15 protein-coding genes and 2 CRISPR repeat arrays are annotated in these 18,144 nt (G+C 38.4%); of the genes, 14 read left to right on the forward strand and 1 reads right to left on the reverse strand.

Translation table 11 applies throughout. The features are described from left to right. Window positions 1-106 precede the first annotated feature (106 nt). Entirely contained in the window at window positions 107-970 is an 864-nt protein-coding gene (locus tag VB693_RS27545) for a WYL domain-containing protein (protein ID WP_323269031.1), read from the reverse strand. Between the two features lie 181 nt (window positions 971-1,151). On the opposite strand from VB693_RS27545, the gene VB693_RS27550 reads away from it, so the two are divergent. The 14 genes from VB693_RS27550 (at window position 1,152) to VB693_RS27615 (ending at window position 18,111) form a co-directional block, all read left to right on the forward strand. Next, window positions 1,152-3,794 (forward strand): CRISPR-associated protein Csc3, encoded by a 2,643-nt coding sequence (locus VB693_RS27550; protein ID WP_323269032.1) that lies wholly within the window; start codon window positions 1,152-1,154, stop codon window positions 3,792-3,794. A gap of 71 nt (window positions 3,795-3,865) precedes the next feature. Beyond that, window positions 3,866-4,894, forward strand: a complete 1,029-nt coding sequence (cas7d, locus tag VB693_RS27555; protein ID WP_323269033.1) for a type I-D CRISPR-associated protein Cas7/Csc2 — start codon at window positions 3,866-3,868, stop codon at window positions 4,892-4,894. Window positions 4,895-4,897: 3 nt separating this feature from the next. Continuing rightward, on the forward strand, window positions 4,898-5,656 hold the full coding sequence (gene cas5d / locus VB693_RS27560) for a type I-D CRISPR-associated protein Cas5/Csc1 (protein WP_323269034.1): 759 nt from the start codon (window positions 4,898-4,900) through the stop codon (window positions 5,654-5,656). Next, complete coding sequence (gene cas3 / locus VB693_RS27565; protein ID WP_323269035.1) at window positions 5,649-7,928, forward strand: type I-D CRISPR-associated helicase Cas3'; 2,280 nt, start codon at window positions 5,649-5,651, stop codon at window positions 7,926-7,928. The genes cas5d and cas3 overlap by 8 nt, the downstream gene beginning before the upstream one ends. 94 nt (window positions 7,929-8,022) lie before the next feature. After that, window positions 8,023-8,475, forward strand: a complete 453-nt coding sequence (gene mntA, locus VB693_RS27570; RefSeq protein ID WP_323269036.1) for a type VII toxin-antitoxin system MntA family adenylyltransferase antitoxin — start codon at window positions 8,023-8,025, stop codon at window positions 8,473-8,475. Between the two features lie 23 nt (window positions 8,476-8,498). After that, window positions 8,499-8,915: a type VII toxin-antitoxin system HepT family RNase toxin gene (hepT, locus tag VB693_RS27575; RefSeq protein WP_323269037.1), complete on the forward strand. Its 417-nt coding sequence runs from the start codon at window positions 8,499-8,501 to the stop codon at window positions 8,913-8,915. A 90-nt stretch (window positions 8,916-9,005) separates the two neighbouring features. Then, a complete protein-coding gene (locus tag VB693_RS27580; RefSeq protein WP_323269038.1) occupies window positions 9,006-9,617 on the forward strand; it encodes a 2OG-Fe(II) oxygenase in 612 nt (203 codons plus the stop codon). A gap of 30 nt (window positions 9,618-9,647) precedes the next feature. Further along, window positions 9,648-10,466 carry a CRISPR-associated endoribonuclease Cas6 gene (gene cas6 / locus VB693_RS27585; RefSeq protein ID WP_323269039.1) on the forward strand — a complete coding sequence of 273 codons (819 nt, stop codon included), beginning with the start codon at window positions 9,648-9,650 and terminating at the stop codon, window positions 10,464-10,466. Window positions 10,467-10,615: 149 nt separating this feature from the next. Beyond that, window positions 10,616-10,852, forward strand: coding sequence for a four helix bundle protein (locus VB693_RS27590; RefSeq protein ID WP_323269040.1), 237 nt, complete (start codon window positions 10,616-10,618; stop codon window positions 10,850-10,852). Beyond that, window positions 10,852-10,989 (forward strand): four helix bundle protein, encoded by a 138-nt coding sequence (locus VB693_RS27595; protein ID WP_323269041.1) that lies wholly within the window; start codon window positions 10,852-10,854, stop codon window positions 10,987-10,989. The genes VB693_RS27590 and VB693_RS27595 overlap by 1 nt, the downstream gene beginning before the upstream one ends. Further along, window positions 10,989-11,624, forward strand: coding sequence for a CRISPR-associated protein Cas4 (gene cas4, locus VB693_RS27600; RefSeq protein WP_323269042.1), 636 nt, complete (start codon window positions 10,989-10,991; stop codon window positions 11,622-11,624). The genes VB693_RS27595 and cas4 overlap by 1 nt, the downstream gene beginning before the upstream one ends. Window positions 11,625-11,709: 85 nt before the next feature. Continuing rightward, on the forward strand, window positions 11,710-12,714 hold the full coding sequence (cas1d, locus tag VB693_RS27605; protein WP_323269043.1) for a type I-D CRISPR-associated endonuclease Cas1d: 1,005 nt from the start codon (window positions 11,710-11,712) through the stop codon (window positions 12,712-12,714). A 116-nt stretch (window positions 12,715-12,830) separates the two neighbouring features. Next, entirely contained in the window at window positions 12,831-13,118 is a 288-nt protein-coding gene (cas2, locus tag VB693_RS27610; RefSeq protein WP_323269044.1) for a CRISPR-associated endonuclease Cas2, read from the forward strand. A 212-nt stretch (window positions 13,119-13,330) separates the two neighbouring features. After that, window positions 13,331-16,596: direct repeats of the CRISPR family, unit length 37 nt; unit sequence ATTGCAATTTCATTAACTCCCTATCAGGGATTGAAAC. 239 nt (window positions 16,597-16,835) lie between these two features. Further along, window positions 16,836-17,235: direct repeats of the CRISPR family, unit length 37 nt; unit sequence ATTGCAATTTCATTAACTCCCTATCAGGGATTGAAAC. 48 nt (window positions 17,236-17,283) lie between these two features. Continuing rightward, a complete protein-coding gene (locus tag VB693_RS27615; protein WP_323269045.1) occupies window positions 17,284-18,111 on the forward strand; it encodes a type 1 glutamine amidotransferase in 828 nt (275 codons plus the stop codon). The last annotated feature ends 33 nt before the right edge of the window (window positions 18,112-18,144 follow it).

The raw sequence follows: 18,144 nt of genomic DNA on the forward strand, positions 1-18,144 counted from the left end.
TTCCTTGATGAGTGATCGCACGTTGTCTGGCGATACAATCACACAATCGGGGGTATATTGCATCACTTCTCGAATAAACCAATGTCTCTTCATCTCCCTACAAGGTTTAACTCTTGATTTCAATATCGTACAAGTCGCATAGGGTTAGGAGTTTTTGTTTGAGGCGATCACGCAGACTCTCAGGTGATACAATCACACAATCTTCCCAATACCGCGATACTTCTCGAATCAACCAGAAGGGATTAGCTACTCGCCGCACCACCTGACGCACATTATTAATCATGTCATCCTCAATATCATCTTCTTTCGGTTGATAAGCTTTGGCTAGCCAACCTCGAAAGTGTAATTGCACTTTTGTATAATCAAGTTCACCCCGCCAATCTCCACTTGTCGGGACAACAGACTTAATTCGCTCAAAGCTTAAGCAACGATTGTGCCAAAGTTCGGGTAATTCTGGGATATCGTTTTCTACGTCTGCTGTCTCTTCGCACCAAATCATGAGATAAAAGCGTTTCTCAAAAAACCTCACCTCAGCGTGACGAACTTTGTAATCTAATTCCTGACCTTGAGAGTTGGAATAGAGAATGTAGAAAGGCTGTTTAGCTTTACTTAGTTCTTCTATCGTATTTCGCCATTCTTGGATAGGTTGACTAAGTTGTTTCATCAGTAATTGACGAAGAGGTGCTTCGAGATTGCCACGTTCTAGTAAAAGTGCAAGTACAGTTTGCGCTTCTCCTATGTGACCTGCATCATTCAAAGCTTTTATTGCCTGCTGTAAGGCATGAACTTGGTTAGAGTCAAGGGTGAAAGGCTTTCCGACCTCTACAGACTGTTGTGCGATCGCCACTATTAAACCCGAAATGCTTGGTTCTTTGCCCCAAGTGATATTAAGTTGGCGAGCGAGCGCTTCTAGTTGTTCCTTAGTTCCTGGCGGAATTGACAGTGTAATTGTTTCTTTTTTTCTCGGCATTTACAAAATGTACTTGCACTTTTAAATTAATTATGTCATATTCATAAATGTAATTATAAATAGTCTAGTTGCAAAAAGTGCAGTGACATAACTTGAGTTTGCAAGGTTATCTCAGTATAAGCACCCATCTCAAAAGTTGATTTTGCACCCTAGACTCGATTTTGGATTGGAGTATTTTTATATGTCCAAGCGCAATAGGCTTTTGAATAATCCTCCGAAGTCTTTGGAGGAGATTTATTTCAGTGAAATTCGCCCCCAGCTTTACGAAAATCATGCACATCATCATCAATACGGCGTAAGAAAGGGTACGACCCTTGCAGAACACCTCGATTCTGCGTGTCAGTTCATTTTGACAGTTAGCCGAATCGCAGAAGTACCAGAACATAAAAGACCTTTGCTACTAGCTGCAACTGCTGTACATGACCTGAATAAATTAGATACCCAAAAACGTAATATTAAAACCCTGGCTAGAAATCAGGAATTTTTACGAGAACAACTAGAAAAGGCTTGTGTACTTAGCTTTGTTGTCTCAGAAGATGATTTGGAGTTAGTCAGAAAGCTAATTGAGCGCCATTCAGGCCATAACGTCAGCGATGGAGCAAGATTTTTACCAGAAGACCCAAATATTGAACGTTGGGCGGCGATGCTTACAGCTGCGGACTTATTTGATTTAGGAATTCCAGATGCACAACGTTTTCGCAAACTGGAAAAAGAATTAACCGTTGCTTTTGGACGAAGCTGTAACCTTTTTAGAATCAGCATTTCTGAAGACAAAGGCTATATTACAGCCCTGTTGCTGGGTGCTTGCGAAGAGGTTTTGCAAAAGTATGGGTTAAATCCTTTAGCAATTTTCCCTGATGGCGAACTTTTTGAAGGAGAAACATTATCAAACGTAGATTTAACAAAAGAAATAGCGGCTGTTTGGCAAAGTAAAATTGACCAAGTTTTTGGGAATAATATCGAAAGACTTGTCAGACCTACTAAAGATGGTATTAAAGTTACTTATCAAGCTATCCAACAAAATATTGAGGAAGTTTTGGTAAATGTTGAGGCTCTTTTAGAAAGGAAAAAAGCTGGATATAAATCAGACAAGATTGCTAAAGATGTAACTAAGTGGGGTGAAGCTGCTGGTGCAGAAGCACTAATAAAAGCGGCTGAACTTCAGTTATTACCTGTAAGTAATGCAGAAGAATTTGCCATATCTGAAGGTTTAAAGGCAGCTTATCTTAGTTACCGTGAAGCCGGATTAAGCCCTAAAGAAGTTTGGGATAAAATCGCTCATCATACGGGTATATCTGAACTTCAGCGCACTGCAATTGAGCCATTTAATGGTCAATATGGGCGACCTTTATTTGCTGCTAAGGCTGCTGTTAAAGGAATTGAGGGTATTAAAAAAGCCCTACAAGAATCTTTCCAACTAAGAAAGGAAAGTACACAAATATCTGAAGAAACAGAAGTATCTGAAGAAATGATTGCAGTCGTTAGCAGAATGGTAAATTTACCTTTTGCTATTCGGTTAAATGGAGTCGATGATTTAAATGCTTATGTAGAAGCAAATCCCAGACAAAGATGCTCTTTAGGTTCTACTTCTACAGATATAGATGAGCTAATTTCAGATAATATGCCTCCTGGTACAAAAGTACAAGCTTTTTCTAATCGCTTACCGGGAGGTATCAGTGCTGAACCGAAAAGACAAGCAGATTCAATTGCAGCTTTAGCTTACCAATTAATGGCAGTCGGGGCAAACTTTCCTGCTGTTAAAAAACAAGACCCGCTTTATTTGCACTTAGCATTACCGAAAGGTTCTGCTCCAGAACTATTGAGAATTTGGCGTAGACTTTTAAAACAACTTGCAGCAACAAATGCTGAAGGTGGTACTGTCACTATTGATGAATTGAAATTATATAAAGATAATCAGCTTGAATTTAAAGCTAACAAAGTAGTCGGTTTAGCATTACCAAAGCGTCCTGATTTTGTTCATACATCTGTCATTATTCCTTTACTTTGGGGAGATGTTAATAATTCTTTAGCTTTACTAAAATCATTGAGGCTTGCTTTAGAGATTTCCTTGTCTTTAGATATTGGCTTTCCTTTTGTATTGAGTAGCAATTTAGAGGTGGAGTTATCTAATGATGTTTACGGACGAATAGAGGGAATTCCTTCTGCACTGCAAACTTTATTGGGAAATGGACAATATCAGCAACGCCAAGATGCAGAAAAAATTCTTGAGCGACTACGTTGCATTGGCAAACTAGCAACATCTGTTGCAAGTATTCAGAAAGCTGATGATTGTTTGTATGATTTGGCTCGTGCTTGTGTTAGACCAATTGAACTTTATTATGTATTGCTACGTTGGACTCTGCGAGAACAAGACGAACCAAACTTGAGCGTTATTTGGAGTCGGATTTGTGAGCCATTAAATACTTTACTGGAGAGCTTTATGCCGGATGAAAACTTACTCTTAACTAAATATCTTAAAGAAGCTGCTCAAATTGCAGCAGAAGGAAAAATTTGGGGAAGTTCTTTTAAACGAACTGCTCAAGCAGAACCGTTTACAGCCTTTATTGCTGCTATTCGTTCTCAAAAGCCTTATTTGGGATTAGATGTAATTTTTGCTGCTTTAGTACAGCAATATCATACTCGCTTAGACCGTATCCGTGAGCATGGCGTAGGTGCAACAAAGTATGAACAGGTCAAGCGTTATTACGAGCTATTACGAAAACTATATGAGGAGGTTTATTCAGCACGTCCTGAAAAGTTTTTATCTGACCAAAAAACTTTAGAAGCTGCTTATTTATTCTTCCTTGAAGAAGCACGTAAATAACTTAAAAGTCAATCTGAAGATGATTCTGTTGAAACAACTACAACTGTTTAAATAATTAGGAGTTTTTCATCATGTCCATTTCAAAACTTTCCTCAGTTCTAGCAACAAGTTATGAGAACTTCCCCAAAGGACGTTTTATTACTTTAGTTGTTTTAAGAACAACCCATTCTGAAACTATCTTTCGCACAGAAGGTTCAGGTGAACCAATGTGTAGCGAATTTGTCCAAGCTGGTTTAGAAGGTGAAAATCAAAAAACTATAATTCAACGCTTGGTAATGACTAAACGTAAACAAGTAGCACCAGAAAGACGCTACGGAAGAGAACATTTAAGAGCGCATGAGCTTTTATACACTAACCCTAAAGATGGCTCTCTTTGTTCTTTAAATACTAATGCACCTTGTGAAATGTGTGTAGATTGTTTCCTCTACGGCTTCGCGGCTGGTGGGGGTGGCGCTCAAAAAAGTCGCATTTGGACTGAAGACGCTTTTAGTATTTTACCTGCTAGTGATGTTGTAGGCGATCGCACCATAAACGCCATCTACGAAACTGGTACAATGCGCGATGAAAAAGGTAATCCCTCAACAGCTTTAAATACCAGTGAATACATCAAACCAGGCGTGCATTTTCTAGATGTCGTCACCCTAAAAGATGTAACTGCGGATGAACTGCGGTATATCATCGGTAACATTCTGTTCACAAGTCGTTATGGTGCTGTTTCCAGCCGTGTTGGACGCATGGAAAACGAGATATTAGGTGTATTTGGTAGTATTACCGAACTTCCTAGTTCTCTGGAACTTGTACAAGCTACTTATGATGTCTTAGGTAAGCCTTTAGAACACCCCTTGAATATTAATCAATTAATTACAGCAAGCAAACAAGTAATTGCTAATTGGAAAAATAAAAGAGGAGTTTCTGTGCAGATGTCTGAAGAAGAATTAGCAAATTTACTGACTGATGTAGAAACTAATTGGTCAGAAGCTGAACGTGATAATTTTCTCAAACGTTTAACGCAATCCTATGAATCCTTTCGTCAGGTTGCACCTGAAAAGAAAAAGGCTAAGGCGAAAGGCAAGAATACACCAGTTGAAGTAGAGATTTAGATTATGTCAACAATTCCTTTTCAGCAGGCAAAACTTGTTGAATTATACTGTCTTGAACCAGTCTTTTTTGCCTCTAGGGAGTTGTCTGATACCTATTACACCGAGGGGGTAATTGGGAATTATGCTCTTACTTATGCTTTAGGTAAGGTAAATTCCCCCTATCGCCTCCAAGGTCAGGCTACAGGACGACCAACCTACAAAGAAGATTTACAACCAATCGCACAAGATTTTTATATATTACCAGCTTCACCCATAGGCAGAGTGACATTCAGATTTGAACGTTTCAATGCTCTTTCTGATTCTTACTGGTATGCAATGACTAATAACCGTGTTGCTACGGCGCGGGAAGATTTACCATTACAACGTCAAGGTAAAAAACCAAGTTCATTTAGACCAAGTAATTTTCCGCAAACTGGAAGACTGCGGATGATTGAACGCAGAAATAAATTTCAAACTCTGGTATTTGGAAATAATCAATTACCAAATTATATTCGCCTTGGTAAATTCATGAGTAAAGTCAAGGTGAATGTGCTGAATGAATTTCCTGTGACTTTACTACCAGAAGGTGAATATCAAAGTCAACATTATCTAAATGCTGCTGATTTACCAAAGCAAATAGAGGCTTTAGCGTTCGATTTAATTTCTATTCCTCCTGCACCCATCATTAAAAATCTTCGTTTCCGAAGTGCTGCTTGGCAAGTTGGGGAAATGATTGTACCAGCAGGGTTACATTTTTGCGCTAGAGAAAGTAACAATGAGTAATCAAAGATTAGTTATCAGATTAGAACCGCGCAGTATTTCAGCTTGTGCATCTTTGCCAGATGAACTATCTTTCATGAAAAATGCACTTCAGCATCAAGTTGATGTATTTGAACAATCTAAGGATGCAGATATTATCCTTGATTTAGCACCAACTGGCACAGGTAAAACCAACGCAGGATTAACAGTATTAAAACATCAGCCAAATAAAAGTGCTGTTTACATTGCTCCAACTAATGCTTTAATTGAACAGCAAACAGAAGCAGCAAAAAAGTTTGTCAGGGAGGCTAACTTACCTCATGTAGTCAAATCAGCTTCTGCTAAAGACATTAAAAGCTGGTCTAACGATAAAGTTGGCAGTCGTTCAGGGGAAAAGCTGTATAATGTATTACGAAATCCAGCTACAGTTTTTCCTGATGTTGGGGCTAATACACCCATCATTTTAGTCACAAATCCTGATATCTTTTACTATGCAACTTTCTTTGCATATAACAACTTAGATAGAGGTAATATCGCCAGTAGTTTTTACACCAAATTTTCGACAGTCATTTTTGATGAATTTCACCTCTACGATGCTAAACAGCTAGTAGGAATGTTGTTTTATCTCGCTTATTCTCAGGTTTTTCGCTTTTTTCAGGACGGGCGTAAAATAGTTTTGCTGACAGCAACACCAGAACCAGCTTGTGAATTAGCATTGCAGAATTTAAAACAGGCTGGTGTGAAGATAGCAAGAATTGATGGAGAAGCAGGTAATACTAATCTTTTACCGTCACAAACAGCAGTTAATCTAGAATTAAGACCAAAACCAGATAGTAAGGAAGAGTGGTTAGCAGAGTTAGCAGTAGAAATTGTCCAACGTTTTCGAGAAAGACCTGATGAAAATGGTGCTGTAATTCTTGACTCTCTTGATAATATTAATCGTCTCTCAGATTTACTTCGTCAACAAGGACTTGGCGATGACATGGGACGCATTACAGGCCCTGCACCCAAAAAAGATAGACAAAGGGCTATGCAGTGTCAAATCATATTAGCTACTAGCACCGTAGATGTAGGATTTAACTTTGAAAGACATCCTGAACCGAAACGGCAAAATTTAGATTGGTTAATTTTTTCAGCACGCGATCGCGCCGCATTTTGGCAGAGAATTGGTAGAGTAGGGCGTGTTTTGGGTAAATCTGAAACTAATATTGATTCAGAAGCTATTGCTTACTTACCTGCTAACGCCTGGGAAGAAGGCTTAACTTCTCTAGATACTATTGCGGGACGTACAGCACTAAAAGACTTACTTGAAACACTTCCCTGTTTAGATAAGCCTTTTTTAAAAGCTTACTGGCGTTCAGAAGCATTTCTAGAAATTGCCCGTCCCTTGTTGGAATTGGAAGAAATGCTTGAAGGTTTAGCTGAGGAAAAATTGATTTTGGAGTTATTCAATACTCTAAAATCGATTTTTGAAGGAAACAGAACTTGGGATGATTATCGCTATAGAATGAAACTTTTACGAGGTGCTGAAACTATTGCGAAAAAAACTCCCAAAGAAATCAAAAAGGATTGGAAGTATATCCAAGGTGGTCAAGCTTTTGTCAGAACTTTTATCAAGGCTAAATTTTCTGAAGATTGGGATGACTTACAAGCTGGACGTACAACTTTAGACGAATACGTAGATTTATTTAACAAACATGAAGAGGCGCTAGCTAAGTTAAAAGAATTTGCTGAAGTTTTTAGTACAAGCTATGCACCGTTATTTAGTTTTCGCTCTAGTCTGTTTGAAAGTCTTTCTATTCGTGACCCTCATGGTTTGATTCTAGATGAATCCGAGGAAACAAGACTAGATCCTTTTCACCTATTACGCTATTACGAATTTGTCCAAAATGGTGATTATATTGAAGTCACCAGTCGCGCCACTGAAACTTATCAATTGAGTTTTGAATTACGCTACACTGATAACTGGCAAGAATTTATCAGTACAGAACTGAACAAACTAACAGCTTTTAAAAATTGTCAAATTATCCGCAGTGCAGGAGGAGCAATACGACCCACACCCCTAATACAGGCTTTGAATAGGCATCTTTTACCAGGAGTAATTATTTGCCCAAGAACAAATGCTGCTGTTATTTTCCAATTAAACAAGCAAGGAATTACTTCTTATCCAATAACCATCGTTTGTAATGATATGGAGAAAGAATATAGATTCTTTTCAGGCTTGTCAGGAATTTTAACAATGGCAATGAAGTTCCGTCAATTACGTCTTCCAGATGATGAAATTTTTATAGCTTGAGCCGTAATGAAAAATTTATACTCAGCTAGAGAAAAAGTGACCAAATAATATTCTACACCGATTGTAAATATTTACATAAACGGAGAATCACAAAATGCAAGAAAATACTCCAACAATTGCAGAACTTAAAGAACTTTCCTTACAAATGCCTGAAATAATACCTTACTTAAAAATGTTGGTTCTGTTTGGTTCTAGAGCTACTGGTAACACTAACGCAAACAGTGACTGGGATTTTGCTGTGTTATGTGATGAAGAGCAGCGTCATAATTATACACAAAATAATATTTCGGTTTTGTTTGAATTACCTATGCTGATTGGCGAAGTATTAAAAATAAATCCCGAACATATTGACGTTGTAGAACTAAATCAATCTTCTTGGCTAATTTCTCATTTTGTTGCTCGTGATGGCATAATTATCTTTGAAAAATATCCTGGAGAATTTGAAGATTTTCGATTAACTTCATTGCAGCCGGAATCAGAGTTAAAAAAGTTCCGTCAAGAACAACATCGAATTATTGAAATAGAATTAAATAAATGGGGCGCATGAATAATATCGATTCTGAAATAGTTTTGGCTAGGCTTAGGTTAATTACCAAGTATTACAACACTTTAGAAGAGTTTCGCTCTATTAGCATTGATGAATTTTTAGATAATTTTCGTCAACAACTTATTGTAGAACGACTACTGCAATTAATGATTCAAGCTGCGATAGACATTAATGACCATATCTTATCAAGACTCAAACCTGGCAACACTATCACTAATTTTGAGGCTTTTATTGAACTTGGTAAATATGAAATAATCACACCAGAGCTAGCAAAACAATTAGCACCATCAGCAGGATTGAGAAACCGTCTAGTACATGAATACGATGATATAGATCCAAATCAAGTTTTTATGGCAATTAGTTTTGCCTTACAGCAATATCCACTTTATGTTAGACAAATTAACTCTTATTTAATTTCATTAAGTGAAGATAATGACTGAAAAAATTCAATTGGTTTAGATGAAAGATATCAAAATTCCGGCTGGAATGGCTTATCATTTTCGTAGTTAATAATTACTGTGCGATCGCTTGTGAAACACTATCAGCAACAACCCAACGCCTTCCCCAGCGATTATCTCAGCCACTTGTGGGGAGAAATCCATGCTTGTCCTTACTTTGCAATCAACAACCTTAACCGCGATTTTGTAGGGACTAAGGGATTTTCTGTGGTGTTTGTGCGATCGCACCTCTCTACAGTAGAACAACAGTTCCCCTACTTCAAACCTTACCTAGATTTAGCTCTCCAGCCTAACTGTAACGCTTTCTACCTCAATCCTTTACTACTTAAAGAAGGCTCTCGCGTTGATCCGCATATCGATCGCTCTCTGCGTTCCTACTGCAAAACCATAGAACCGCCTACCCTTGTGAGTGTTCTATATGTGCGTGTACCTCTCAACATGGAAGGGGGAGAATTGATACTCAAAGCGCACAAACGCCAACTTGGACAAGTTAAGCCGCAAATGAATACTTTACTATACTTTCAAGGTGACTTAACCCATGCTGTCAACCCTGTCAAAACCCCCGGATATCGTCTGAGTTTGGTTTGCGAACAGTATAGTTTAAGTGAGGTAGAACTCCAGGAAATCCCACCCTTTACAGTAGAGTCGCGGGTTGCTCAGTCTACAACAAAAAAACGTAAATAGGCTTTTGAATTTTGAATTTTGAATTAATATATGCCTCATAGCCTGATTCTTAACCTACTTCCCCAGTCTCCCATCTACCCCCAATTCCTCACCGGTAGACACTACCATGCTCTATTCCTTACCCTAGTCAGTTCTGTCGATCCAGCCTTGGGAGAATATCTGCACAATTCCAAGGCGGATAAAGCCTTTACCCTCTCACCCCTACAAATACAACAACGAACAAAACCACATCACCACAGCTTGCAATTGAGTCATCAAAAACCCATCCCGGCTGGAACTCCCTGCTGGTGGCGTGTCTCTCTACTAGATGACACCTTATTTAGTAAGCTAACTCCACTGTGGCTAAATCTCAACCCTGAACACCCTTGGCATTTAGGGTCAGCCAACTTGTATATTACCAGCATTCAAGGCACACCCCAATCAATGCAACCCTGGGCGAATGCTTGCAGCTATGCTCAATTATATGCACAAGCCAGCGAGAGCGATCGCGCCTTAAACTTCCTCTTCGCCACCCCCGTAGCCTTCCGCCAAGGGACATACGATACATTTTTACCCACTAGAGAATGTATCTTTAACAGTCTTCTTAGCCGTTGGCAAAAATATAGTGGAATTGAACTCAGCAATATATCATTTGAATCAATTTATCCCAGTTCTTTTAATATTAATACCGAAATAGTCCGCAACTACGACAGCAAATTTATAGGCTGCATTGGTGAAATTAGCTATCGCATTTTAGGAGAGATTGAACCAATTGTAATTAAACAAATTAACGCTTTAGCTGACTTTGCCTTATATGCAGGAATAGGGCGGAAAACAACAATGGGAATGGGAATGGTAGTAAGAAGGTGACAGGGGACAGGTGACAGGTGACAGGGGGGATATTAGGAAGGGGATAGGTTAGAGGTAATAGATAGCTGGAAATACTACTTATATAGAAATCCTAAATTTGGGATATCTAGAACATTCTCATGGCTATAACCTGTCGCCTGTAACCTATTATGAAAATCGAATCACATCGAGATTTAATTGTGTGGCAGAAATCAATGGATATGGTGGTTCAAATATATCAATTAACTAACACTTTTCCAAGTACAGAAACTTATCGAATTACGTCACAAATTACTCGTGCAGCAGTATCTGTTCCTGCAAATATCGCGGAAGGTCATGCACGCGGGGGAAGCAAAAATGCAAAAATGATTATGCCCATTTTCTGGCAATATCTAAAGGCTCATTAATGGAAACAGAAACTTTTTTGATGCTTGCAGTACGGCTCAACTATCTAACTCCAGATCAAGCTAATCCAACATTATGTCTGATTACAGAAATCAGCAAAATGCTAACCTCTCTTCGTTATCGAATATTAAAGAGCTAATGACTAATCTACATATCACTAATCTGTCACCTGTCACCTGTCACCTGTCACCTGAAGATTACATTTCCATCGCAGCCTTAAACCAATATGCCTATTGTCCTCATCGCTGCTGGAGAATGTTTTGTGCTGGAGAATTTATTGATAATCAATACACAATTGAAGGGACAAGTTTACATGAACGAGTCCATACAGTTGGAGAGATAAATCGTGAGGATACTTGGCAAGTTCGCGCAATTTGGTTGAAATCTGACACATATAAATTAATAGGTAAATCAGATTTAATTGAATCTGAAAAGGGTGAATATTACCCTATCGAATACAAGCGGGGAAGGAAAGGTGAATGGGATAATGATGAAATGCAAGTCTGCGCTCAAGCCTTGTGTTTAGAAGAAATGACAGGAAAAACTATCAACACAGGCTACATTTACTATGCTCATTCACACCAACGTCAGTTAGTAGAAATTAATCAAGAATTACGTCAAACTGCGATTTCTATTATTGCATCTGTGCAGCAATTGTTATTTACGGGTAGGATGCCAACTGCTATTAAAACTAAACGTTGTGATGGTTGCAGTCTTTACGCTTCATGTTTACCACAAGCAATTGATAAAGTTAGGCGTTATCAAGAAATCTAGGTGATAGAGGACAGGTGACAGGGGACAGGAAAGAGAATGGACTTTCTTAAAATTTGTTGTTTGCAACTGAATTAGGAAACATACTATGGGAACAGTTTACATTACTCAAGATGATGCTTTTATCGGTAAAATTGATGAGCGTCTTAACGTCAGGTTTGATAAAAAGACAATTTTAGATATCCCACTTTTAAAAATTGATGGGGTTGTAGTTTTAGGACGTGCGACTGTTTCACCGGCTGTAATTTCAGAATTACTGGAACGTCACATTACATTAACATTTCTGACTGATACAGGTCGTTATTTGGGACAATTACAGCCAGAGGTTACTAAGAATATATTTGTTCGCAAGGCGCAATGGCAAGCGGCTGGAGAATCACCCCAAGCTATTCATTTGGTACAAAGTTTTGTCAGAGGTAAACTGAAAAATTACCGTCATTTATTGCTGCGTCGCCAGCGAGAAACTACAGATTTAGATTTATCCAAGAATATTACTCGCATTGAGCAGGCGATCGCACCAATTGACACAACACATAATATAGATTCCCTGCGAGGCTTGGAAGGTGCTGGTAGTGCGGCTTATTTTGGTTGCTTTAATGAAATTATTCGCGTGATGGAATTTGAATTTACTCACCGTAACCGCCGTCCACCTAAAGACCCCGTGAACTCGTTACTCAGCTTTGGCTATGCTTTGCTGCGTCATGATGTGCAAGGTGCAGTCAACATTGTTGGTTTTGACCCATATTTAGGTTATTTGCATTGTGAACGTTATGGTAGACCATCTCTAGCACTAGATTTAATGGAAGAATTTCGTCCTATAGTCGTTGATGCGGTGGTGTTATCTGCATTAAATAAACGCTTGTTGACACCTACGGATTTTGTCACAGAACCTTTGAGTGGTGCAGTTTCCCTGATTCCTGAAGGACGCAAAACATTTTTAAAGTTATACCAACAGAAGAAGCTTTCTGAGTTCAAACATCCAGTGTTAGGACGCAAATGTACTTACCAAGAAGCCTTTGAATTACAAGCTCGATTAATGTCTAAATATCTCATGGGTGAAACGGAAAAGTACCCTCCTTTGGTTTTGAAGTAAGTGTAAGGGACTGGGGACAAATCAATTCAAAATTCAAAATTCAAAATTCAAAATTCAAAATTAAATAACTGGGGATTGGGGATTGCACTTCGGCACTTAAAAGGTAGACAGTAGAGATGAATGTTGTTATTTCTTACGATATTTCAGAAGATAAGCGGCGTACCAAAATCCACAATATCCTCAAGTCTTATGGGCAGTGGGTGCAGTATAGTATATTTGAGTGTCAGCTAAATGATACACAGTATGCTAAACTGCGATCGCGCCTCAATAAGTTGATTAAAACCGATACCGACAGCATCCGTTTTTATTTCTTGTGTGCTTGCTGCTTTGGTAAGGTTGAACGTATCGGCGGCGAACCAGTCCGCGATGACACCATTTTCTTTGCCGAATGCGCGGATGGGTAGGTGTTGAAAAAGCAGTTTCTACAAAAATGGTTGCAACTCTCTCTGTATAAGACTTTTAACGATTAACTCATGTTAAAATACCCGCGCTCCTTATATAGACTGACTTTCAGCCATTTTTATCTTGCTGTTTGGCGATCGCTTGTGTTATCATTCCACTATCCGCGATTCCGTACCTTGAAAACTTCATATAGCTTGCCTTTCAGCCTTCCGCGATTGCAATTTCATTAACTCCCTATCAGGGATTGAAACGAATTATGCGTGGCAATCGCTTCTTTAAGTTTTATTGCAATTTCATTAACTCCCTATCAGGGATTGAAACTAACTGTTGCGGGTGTTGAGGCTCTTCGCAATCATTGCAATTTCATTAACTCCCTATCAGGGATTGAAACCTCCTGGTAAACTCCATAGTTGCAAACACCTTTTAATTGCAATTTCATTAACTCCCTATCAGGGATTGAAACTTTGCAACAATCGTAGTAGGTTGTGTAATCGTTTCGGATTGCAATTTCATTAACTCCCTATCAGGGATTGAAACCGATAGATAGCTATGAATCGCTTTGCAAATACATATTGCAATTTCATTAACTCCCTATCAGGGATTGAAACGCGCTGTATCAATCCTGGATTCCCAGATAGCTAAATTGCAATTTCATTAACTCCCTATCAGGGATTGAAACGTAGGAAGCCGCGATCGCATCCAAGTCTTTTTCATTGCAATTTCATTAACTCCCTATCAGGGATTGAAACAGCAGTTAGCCGATATCTGAAGGCTTTCAAAAAGAATTGCAATTTCATTAACTCCCTATCAGGGATTGAAACGATTAATCAATCATTACAGTTTGTTGCAAAGTAAGATTGCAATTTCATTAACTCCCTATCAGGGATTGAAACGCAAAATAATACAGTATTATTTTCTAAATTTACCGATTGCAATTTCATTAACTCCCTATCAGGGATTGAAACATATTCAGAAAGATTTCCTTCTAATGACAAACCTGTAATTGCAATTTCATTAACTCCCTATCAGGGATTGAAACAATTCTTGCTAATCTAGACATGATTTTTATTTGAAATTGCAATTTCATTAACTCCCTATCAGGGATTGAAACGTAAATCTGAGAATGGCAACAAAAACCCAAAATAATTACAATTGCAATTTCATTAACTCCCTATCAGGGATTGAAACCCGACTTAATGAGGGATAGTTTAAGTTTTCGGAAAATTGCAATTTCATTAACTCCCTATCAGGGATTGAAACTTTGGGTACACCGCAGAAGCGTTTATATCCCGACCATTGCAATTTCATTAACTCCCTATCAGGGATTGAAACGTCCCCAACAACGCCACGCCATTTGTTGCTCCATTGCAATTTCATTAACTCCCTATCAGGGATTGAAACTCGGAATAATCATACAATCCGTTTGGCCCTGACTCATATTGCAATTTCATTAACTCCCTATCAGGGATTGAAACCGATGTCTAAGGCAGGTCGGCAGTCACTTCTTAATTGCAATTTCATTAACTCCCTATCAGGGATTGAAACGCAGCAACGGCTTCTATTCCTGGGATTGTAAAAACATTGCAATTTCATTAACTCCCTATCAGGGATTGAAACAAAATACAGCCGCTCTTTCTGTATTGGCGCGTGATTGCAATTTCATTAACTCCCTATCAGGGATTGAAACTGCTCCAGTGGTTGGCTCTAACTGCACGCCAAAAATTGCAATTTCATTAACTCCCTATCAGGGATTGAAACGTTTGATGATGTTAAGGAAATGTTGCCAGCTTCAGATTGCAATTTCATTAACTCCCTATCAGGGATTGAAACTTTATTTGAAGTTACGAGCGCGACAAACTCTAAATAATTGCAATTTCATTAACTCCCTATCAGGGATTGAAACGTGGCACTACTAGGTAAATCTATATATTTAAATCCAATTGCAATTTCATTAACTCCCTATCAGGGATTGAAACTCTGAAAATCTTGAAACAGAGTAAATCGCCCGGCATTGCAATTTCATTAACTCCCTATCAGGGATTGAAACAGTAATTAATTTGGAATAAAAAGAGCGATCGCTCATTGCAATTTCATTAACTCCCTATCAGGGATTGAAACCCAAAAAGACATTTGACGCAATCAATCTTGAATTGCAATTTCATTAACTCCCTATCAGGGATTGAAACAAGGATTGATTAAGGAAAGGAAATAATGGAAATGGAATTGCAATTTCATTAACTCCCTATCAGGGATTGAAACTGAATATCTACGATTAATCAATGAAATTAAACCGATTGCAATTTCATTAACTCCCTATCAGGGATTGAAACTCTGTTGTGGTAGGTATCCAGGGTTTTAGTTATCTATTGCAATTTCATTAACTCCCTATCAGGGATTGAAACCCGTTTTTCTCGTCCACATCTTCTAATCCTGTGAATTGCAATTTCATTAACTCCCTATCAGGGATTGAAACAGCATGAGTTGAGAATTGTGCTGCTATCTTTGCAGCATTGCAATTTCATTAACTCCCTATCAGGGATTGAAACGTTTAGCTGATTCTTGCGCTAATGAAACAAACTCAATTGCAATTTCATTAACTCCCTATCAGGGATTGAAACTTACTAGAATTGTAGTTTTAGCTATATTTTGTAATCATTGCAATTTCATTAACTCCCTATCAGGGATTGAAACGACTTCGCGAATACGACTGGAACAGTATTAAGCAATCATTGCAATTTCATTAACTCCCTATCAGGGATTGAAACGTTTTAGAACTGAAAGACCACTTGATAATACCAAACATTGCAATTTCATTAACTCCCTATCAGGGATTGAAACATAAAGCTCAAAAAACTGGCAATGCCAGTATAAAATTGCAATTTCATTAACTCCCTATCAGGGATTGAAACGCGTTTTTACCTACTTTAACTTTATTAAATCTCAATCATTGCAATTTCATTAACTCCCTATCAGGGATTGAAACTACGAATTATTTAAAGACAGAATCAAAACTTTAATTGCAATTTCATTAACTCCCTATCAGGGATTGAAACCCAGCGATCAGCATTCCGGCGATTAATCCGATCAATATTGCAATTTCATTAACTCCCTATCAGGGATTGAAACTTTTTGTACTACAAACTCAATGAGTAGTTAATGAAATTGCAATTTCATTAACTCCCTATCAGGGATTGAAACAACGCAAGAGTAAAGACCTAATGCTCTTTGCAGCATTGCAATTTCATTAACTCCCTATCAGGGATTGAAACGTGTTAGGGCATCCGTAACTAACAGAGGATAATATTGCAATTTCATTAACTCCCTATCAGGGATTGAAACAAAATATGCCGACTTGCGTACTGGTAAAAGTGCATTGCAATTTCATTAACTCCCTATCAGGGATTGAAACGGATGGACTTATTCGCAATGTGATGATTTTAAAATTGCAATTTCATTAACTCCCTATCAGGCAGGGCGGCCGCATCATGTCAACAAGCAACATCTATTGAGAATATACTTAAAAACAATGTCATTAGTCCTTGCTTATTGCGAAAATATTTGGCGATTACTTGGGGCTTAAAAAATAATCAAACGCGAAATCCTCATTTTTTCATTGGTTTTTAACCTTCGTTGTGATCAAGAGTAATTTAGATGCGTTTGCCCTGCCCTATCAGGGATTGAAACTTATATAGATATGCTGAGAAGAAAGGTTTAAAACAATTGCAATTTCATTAACTCCCTATCAGGGATTGAAACATTATGGCACAACTAGAAGTGTAGATGGTGGTAGAATTGCAATTTCATTAACTCCCTATCAGGGATTGAAACGGATTGTTTTAATTTTGCCTTGTAAAGTTGTGTTGTCAAATTGCAATTTCATTAACTCCCTATCAGGGATTGAAACTCACAATCAGGAGTTACAAGAGCGCGAGCGCGAGAATTGCAATTTCATTAACTCCCTATCAGGGATTGAAACGGATAAGGATTGTGTCCCAGCAAGTAAGCATAGAATTGCAATTTCATTAACTCCCTATCAGGGATTGAAACGCTCTTTTGGAAAGCTCTCGCAGAATCTCCCTAGCATTGCAATTTCATTAACTCCCTATCAGGGATTATTGCGTTCTTCTTTGCGCCTTTGCGCCTACCCTGCGGGAACGCCAAGGGCGAATGCGCGAACCATCAAATAGTATTATTCAGCAACACCAAAATATTGATGTAACAGATCAAACTATCATAAAAGAAGGGCTAAAGCCCTTACTACAAACGAATATTGGGGAATTGGAGATGAAGATACATTACTTGCAGCACGTTCCCTTTGAAACACCTGCCAGTATTGAAAAATGGGCATTAGAACACAAACATTATCTTTCCGCCACCAGATTTTATGCGAACGAATCTTTACCGCCAGTGGAGGATATTGATTGGCTAGTGGTGATGGGTGGCCCAATGAATATTTATGAAGATAATCAATATCCTTGGTTGACACAAGAAAAGCAATTTATTGCCCAAGCAATCCAAGCCAATAAGACAGTAATTGGGATTTGTTTAGGTTCGCAGTTGATAGCAGATGTTTTAGGCTCTAAAGTCTATCCAGGAGAGAATAAAGAGATTGGTTGGTTTCCTATTGAACTAACAAATGAAGCGCAAAACTTAACTATTTTTGGTGCATTACCGCAGCAATTTACAGTGTTTCATTGGCATGGTGACACCTTTGATTTACCGCCAGGTGCGACTCGGTTAGCATACAGCCAAGGGTGTCAAAATCAGGCTTTTATTTATAATCAGCGAGTGTTAGGTTTACAGTTTCACCTAGAGTCAACTAAAGAGAGTATTAGTCAAATTATTGCAAATTGCGGTGATGAATTAGTTGAAGGTAAATATATCCAGCAAGCAACAGAAATGCTCGCTCAAACAGAGAACTTTGAAAAAATTAATATTATCATGAATAGTATATTAGATAACCTTGCTCGTAATTTGACTTTTCAGGGGATCTAGAAAACCCCTCTCCAAACCTCTCCCCTACAAGGC

Origin of the sequence: Anabaena sp. UHCC 0399 (genome assembly GCF_034931465.1) — a bacterium.
In the GTDB taxonomy this organism is placed as follows: domain Bacteria; phylum Cyanobacteriota; class Cyanobacteriia; order Cyanobacteriales; family Nostocaceae; genus Trichormus; species Trichormus minutissimus.

Coding starts and splice junctions, on each gene's coding strand:
- VB693_RS27550 (WP_323269032.1), top strand. CDS start 1,152: ATGTCCAAGCGCAATAGGCTTTTGAATAATCCTCCGAAGTCTTTGGAG.
- VB693_RS27545 (WP_323269031.1), bottom strand. CDS start 970: ATGCCGAGAAAAAAAGAAACAATTACACTGTCAATTCCGCCAGGAACT.
- cas4 (WP_323269042.1), top strand. CDS start 10,989: ATGACTAATCTACATATCACTAATCTGTCACCTGTCACCTGTCACCTG.
- VB693_RS27615 (WP_323269045.1), top strand. CDS start 17,284: ATGCGCGAACCATCAAATAGTATTATTCAGCAACACCAAAATATTGAT.
- cas7d (WP_323269033.1), top strand. CDS start 3,866: ATGTCCATTTCAAAACTTTCCTCAGTTCTAGCAACAAGTTATGAGAAC.
- cas5d (WP_323269034.1), top strand. CDS start 4,898: ATGTCAACAATTCCTTTTCAGCAGGCAAAACTTGTTGAATTATACTGT.
- VB693_RS27595 (WP_323269041.1), top strand. CDS start 10,852: ATGGAAACAGAAACTTTTTTGATGCTTGCAGTACGGCTCAACTATCTA.
- cas6 (WP_323269039.1), top strand. CDS start 9,648: ATGCCTCATAGCCTGATTCTTAACCTACTTCCCCAGTCTCCCATCTAC.
- cas1d (WP_323269043.1), top strand. CDS start 11,710: ATGGGAACAGTTTACATTACTCAAGATGATGCTTTTATCGGTAAAATT.
- cas2 (WP_323269044.1), top strand. CDS start 12,831: ATGAATGTTGTTATTTCTTACGATATTTCAGAAGATAAGCGGCGTACC.
- mntA (WP_323269036.1), top strand. CDS start 8,023: ATGCAAGAAAATACTCCAACAATTGCAGAACTTAAAGAACTTTCCTTA.
- VB693_RS27590 (WP_323269040.1), top strand. CDS start 10,616: ATGAAAATCGAATCACATCGAGATTTAATTGTGTGGCAGAAATCAATG.
- cas3 (WP_323269035.1), top strand. CDS start 5,649: ATGAGTAATCAAAGATTAGTTATCAGATTAGAACCGCGCAGTATTTCA.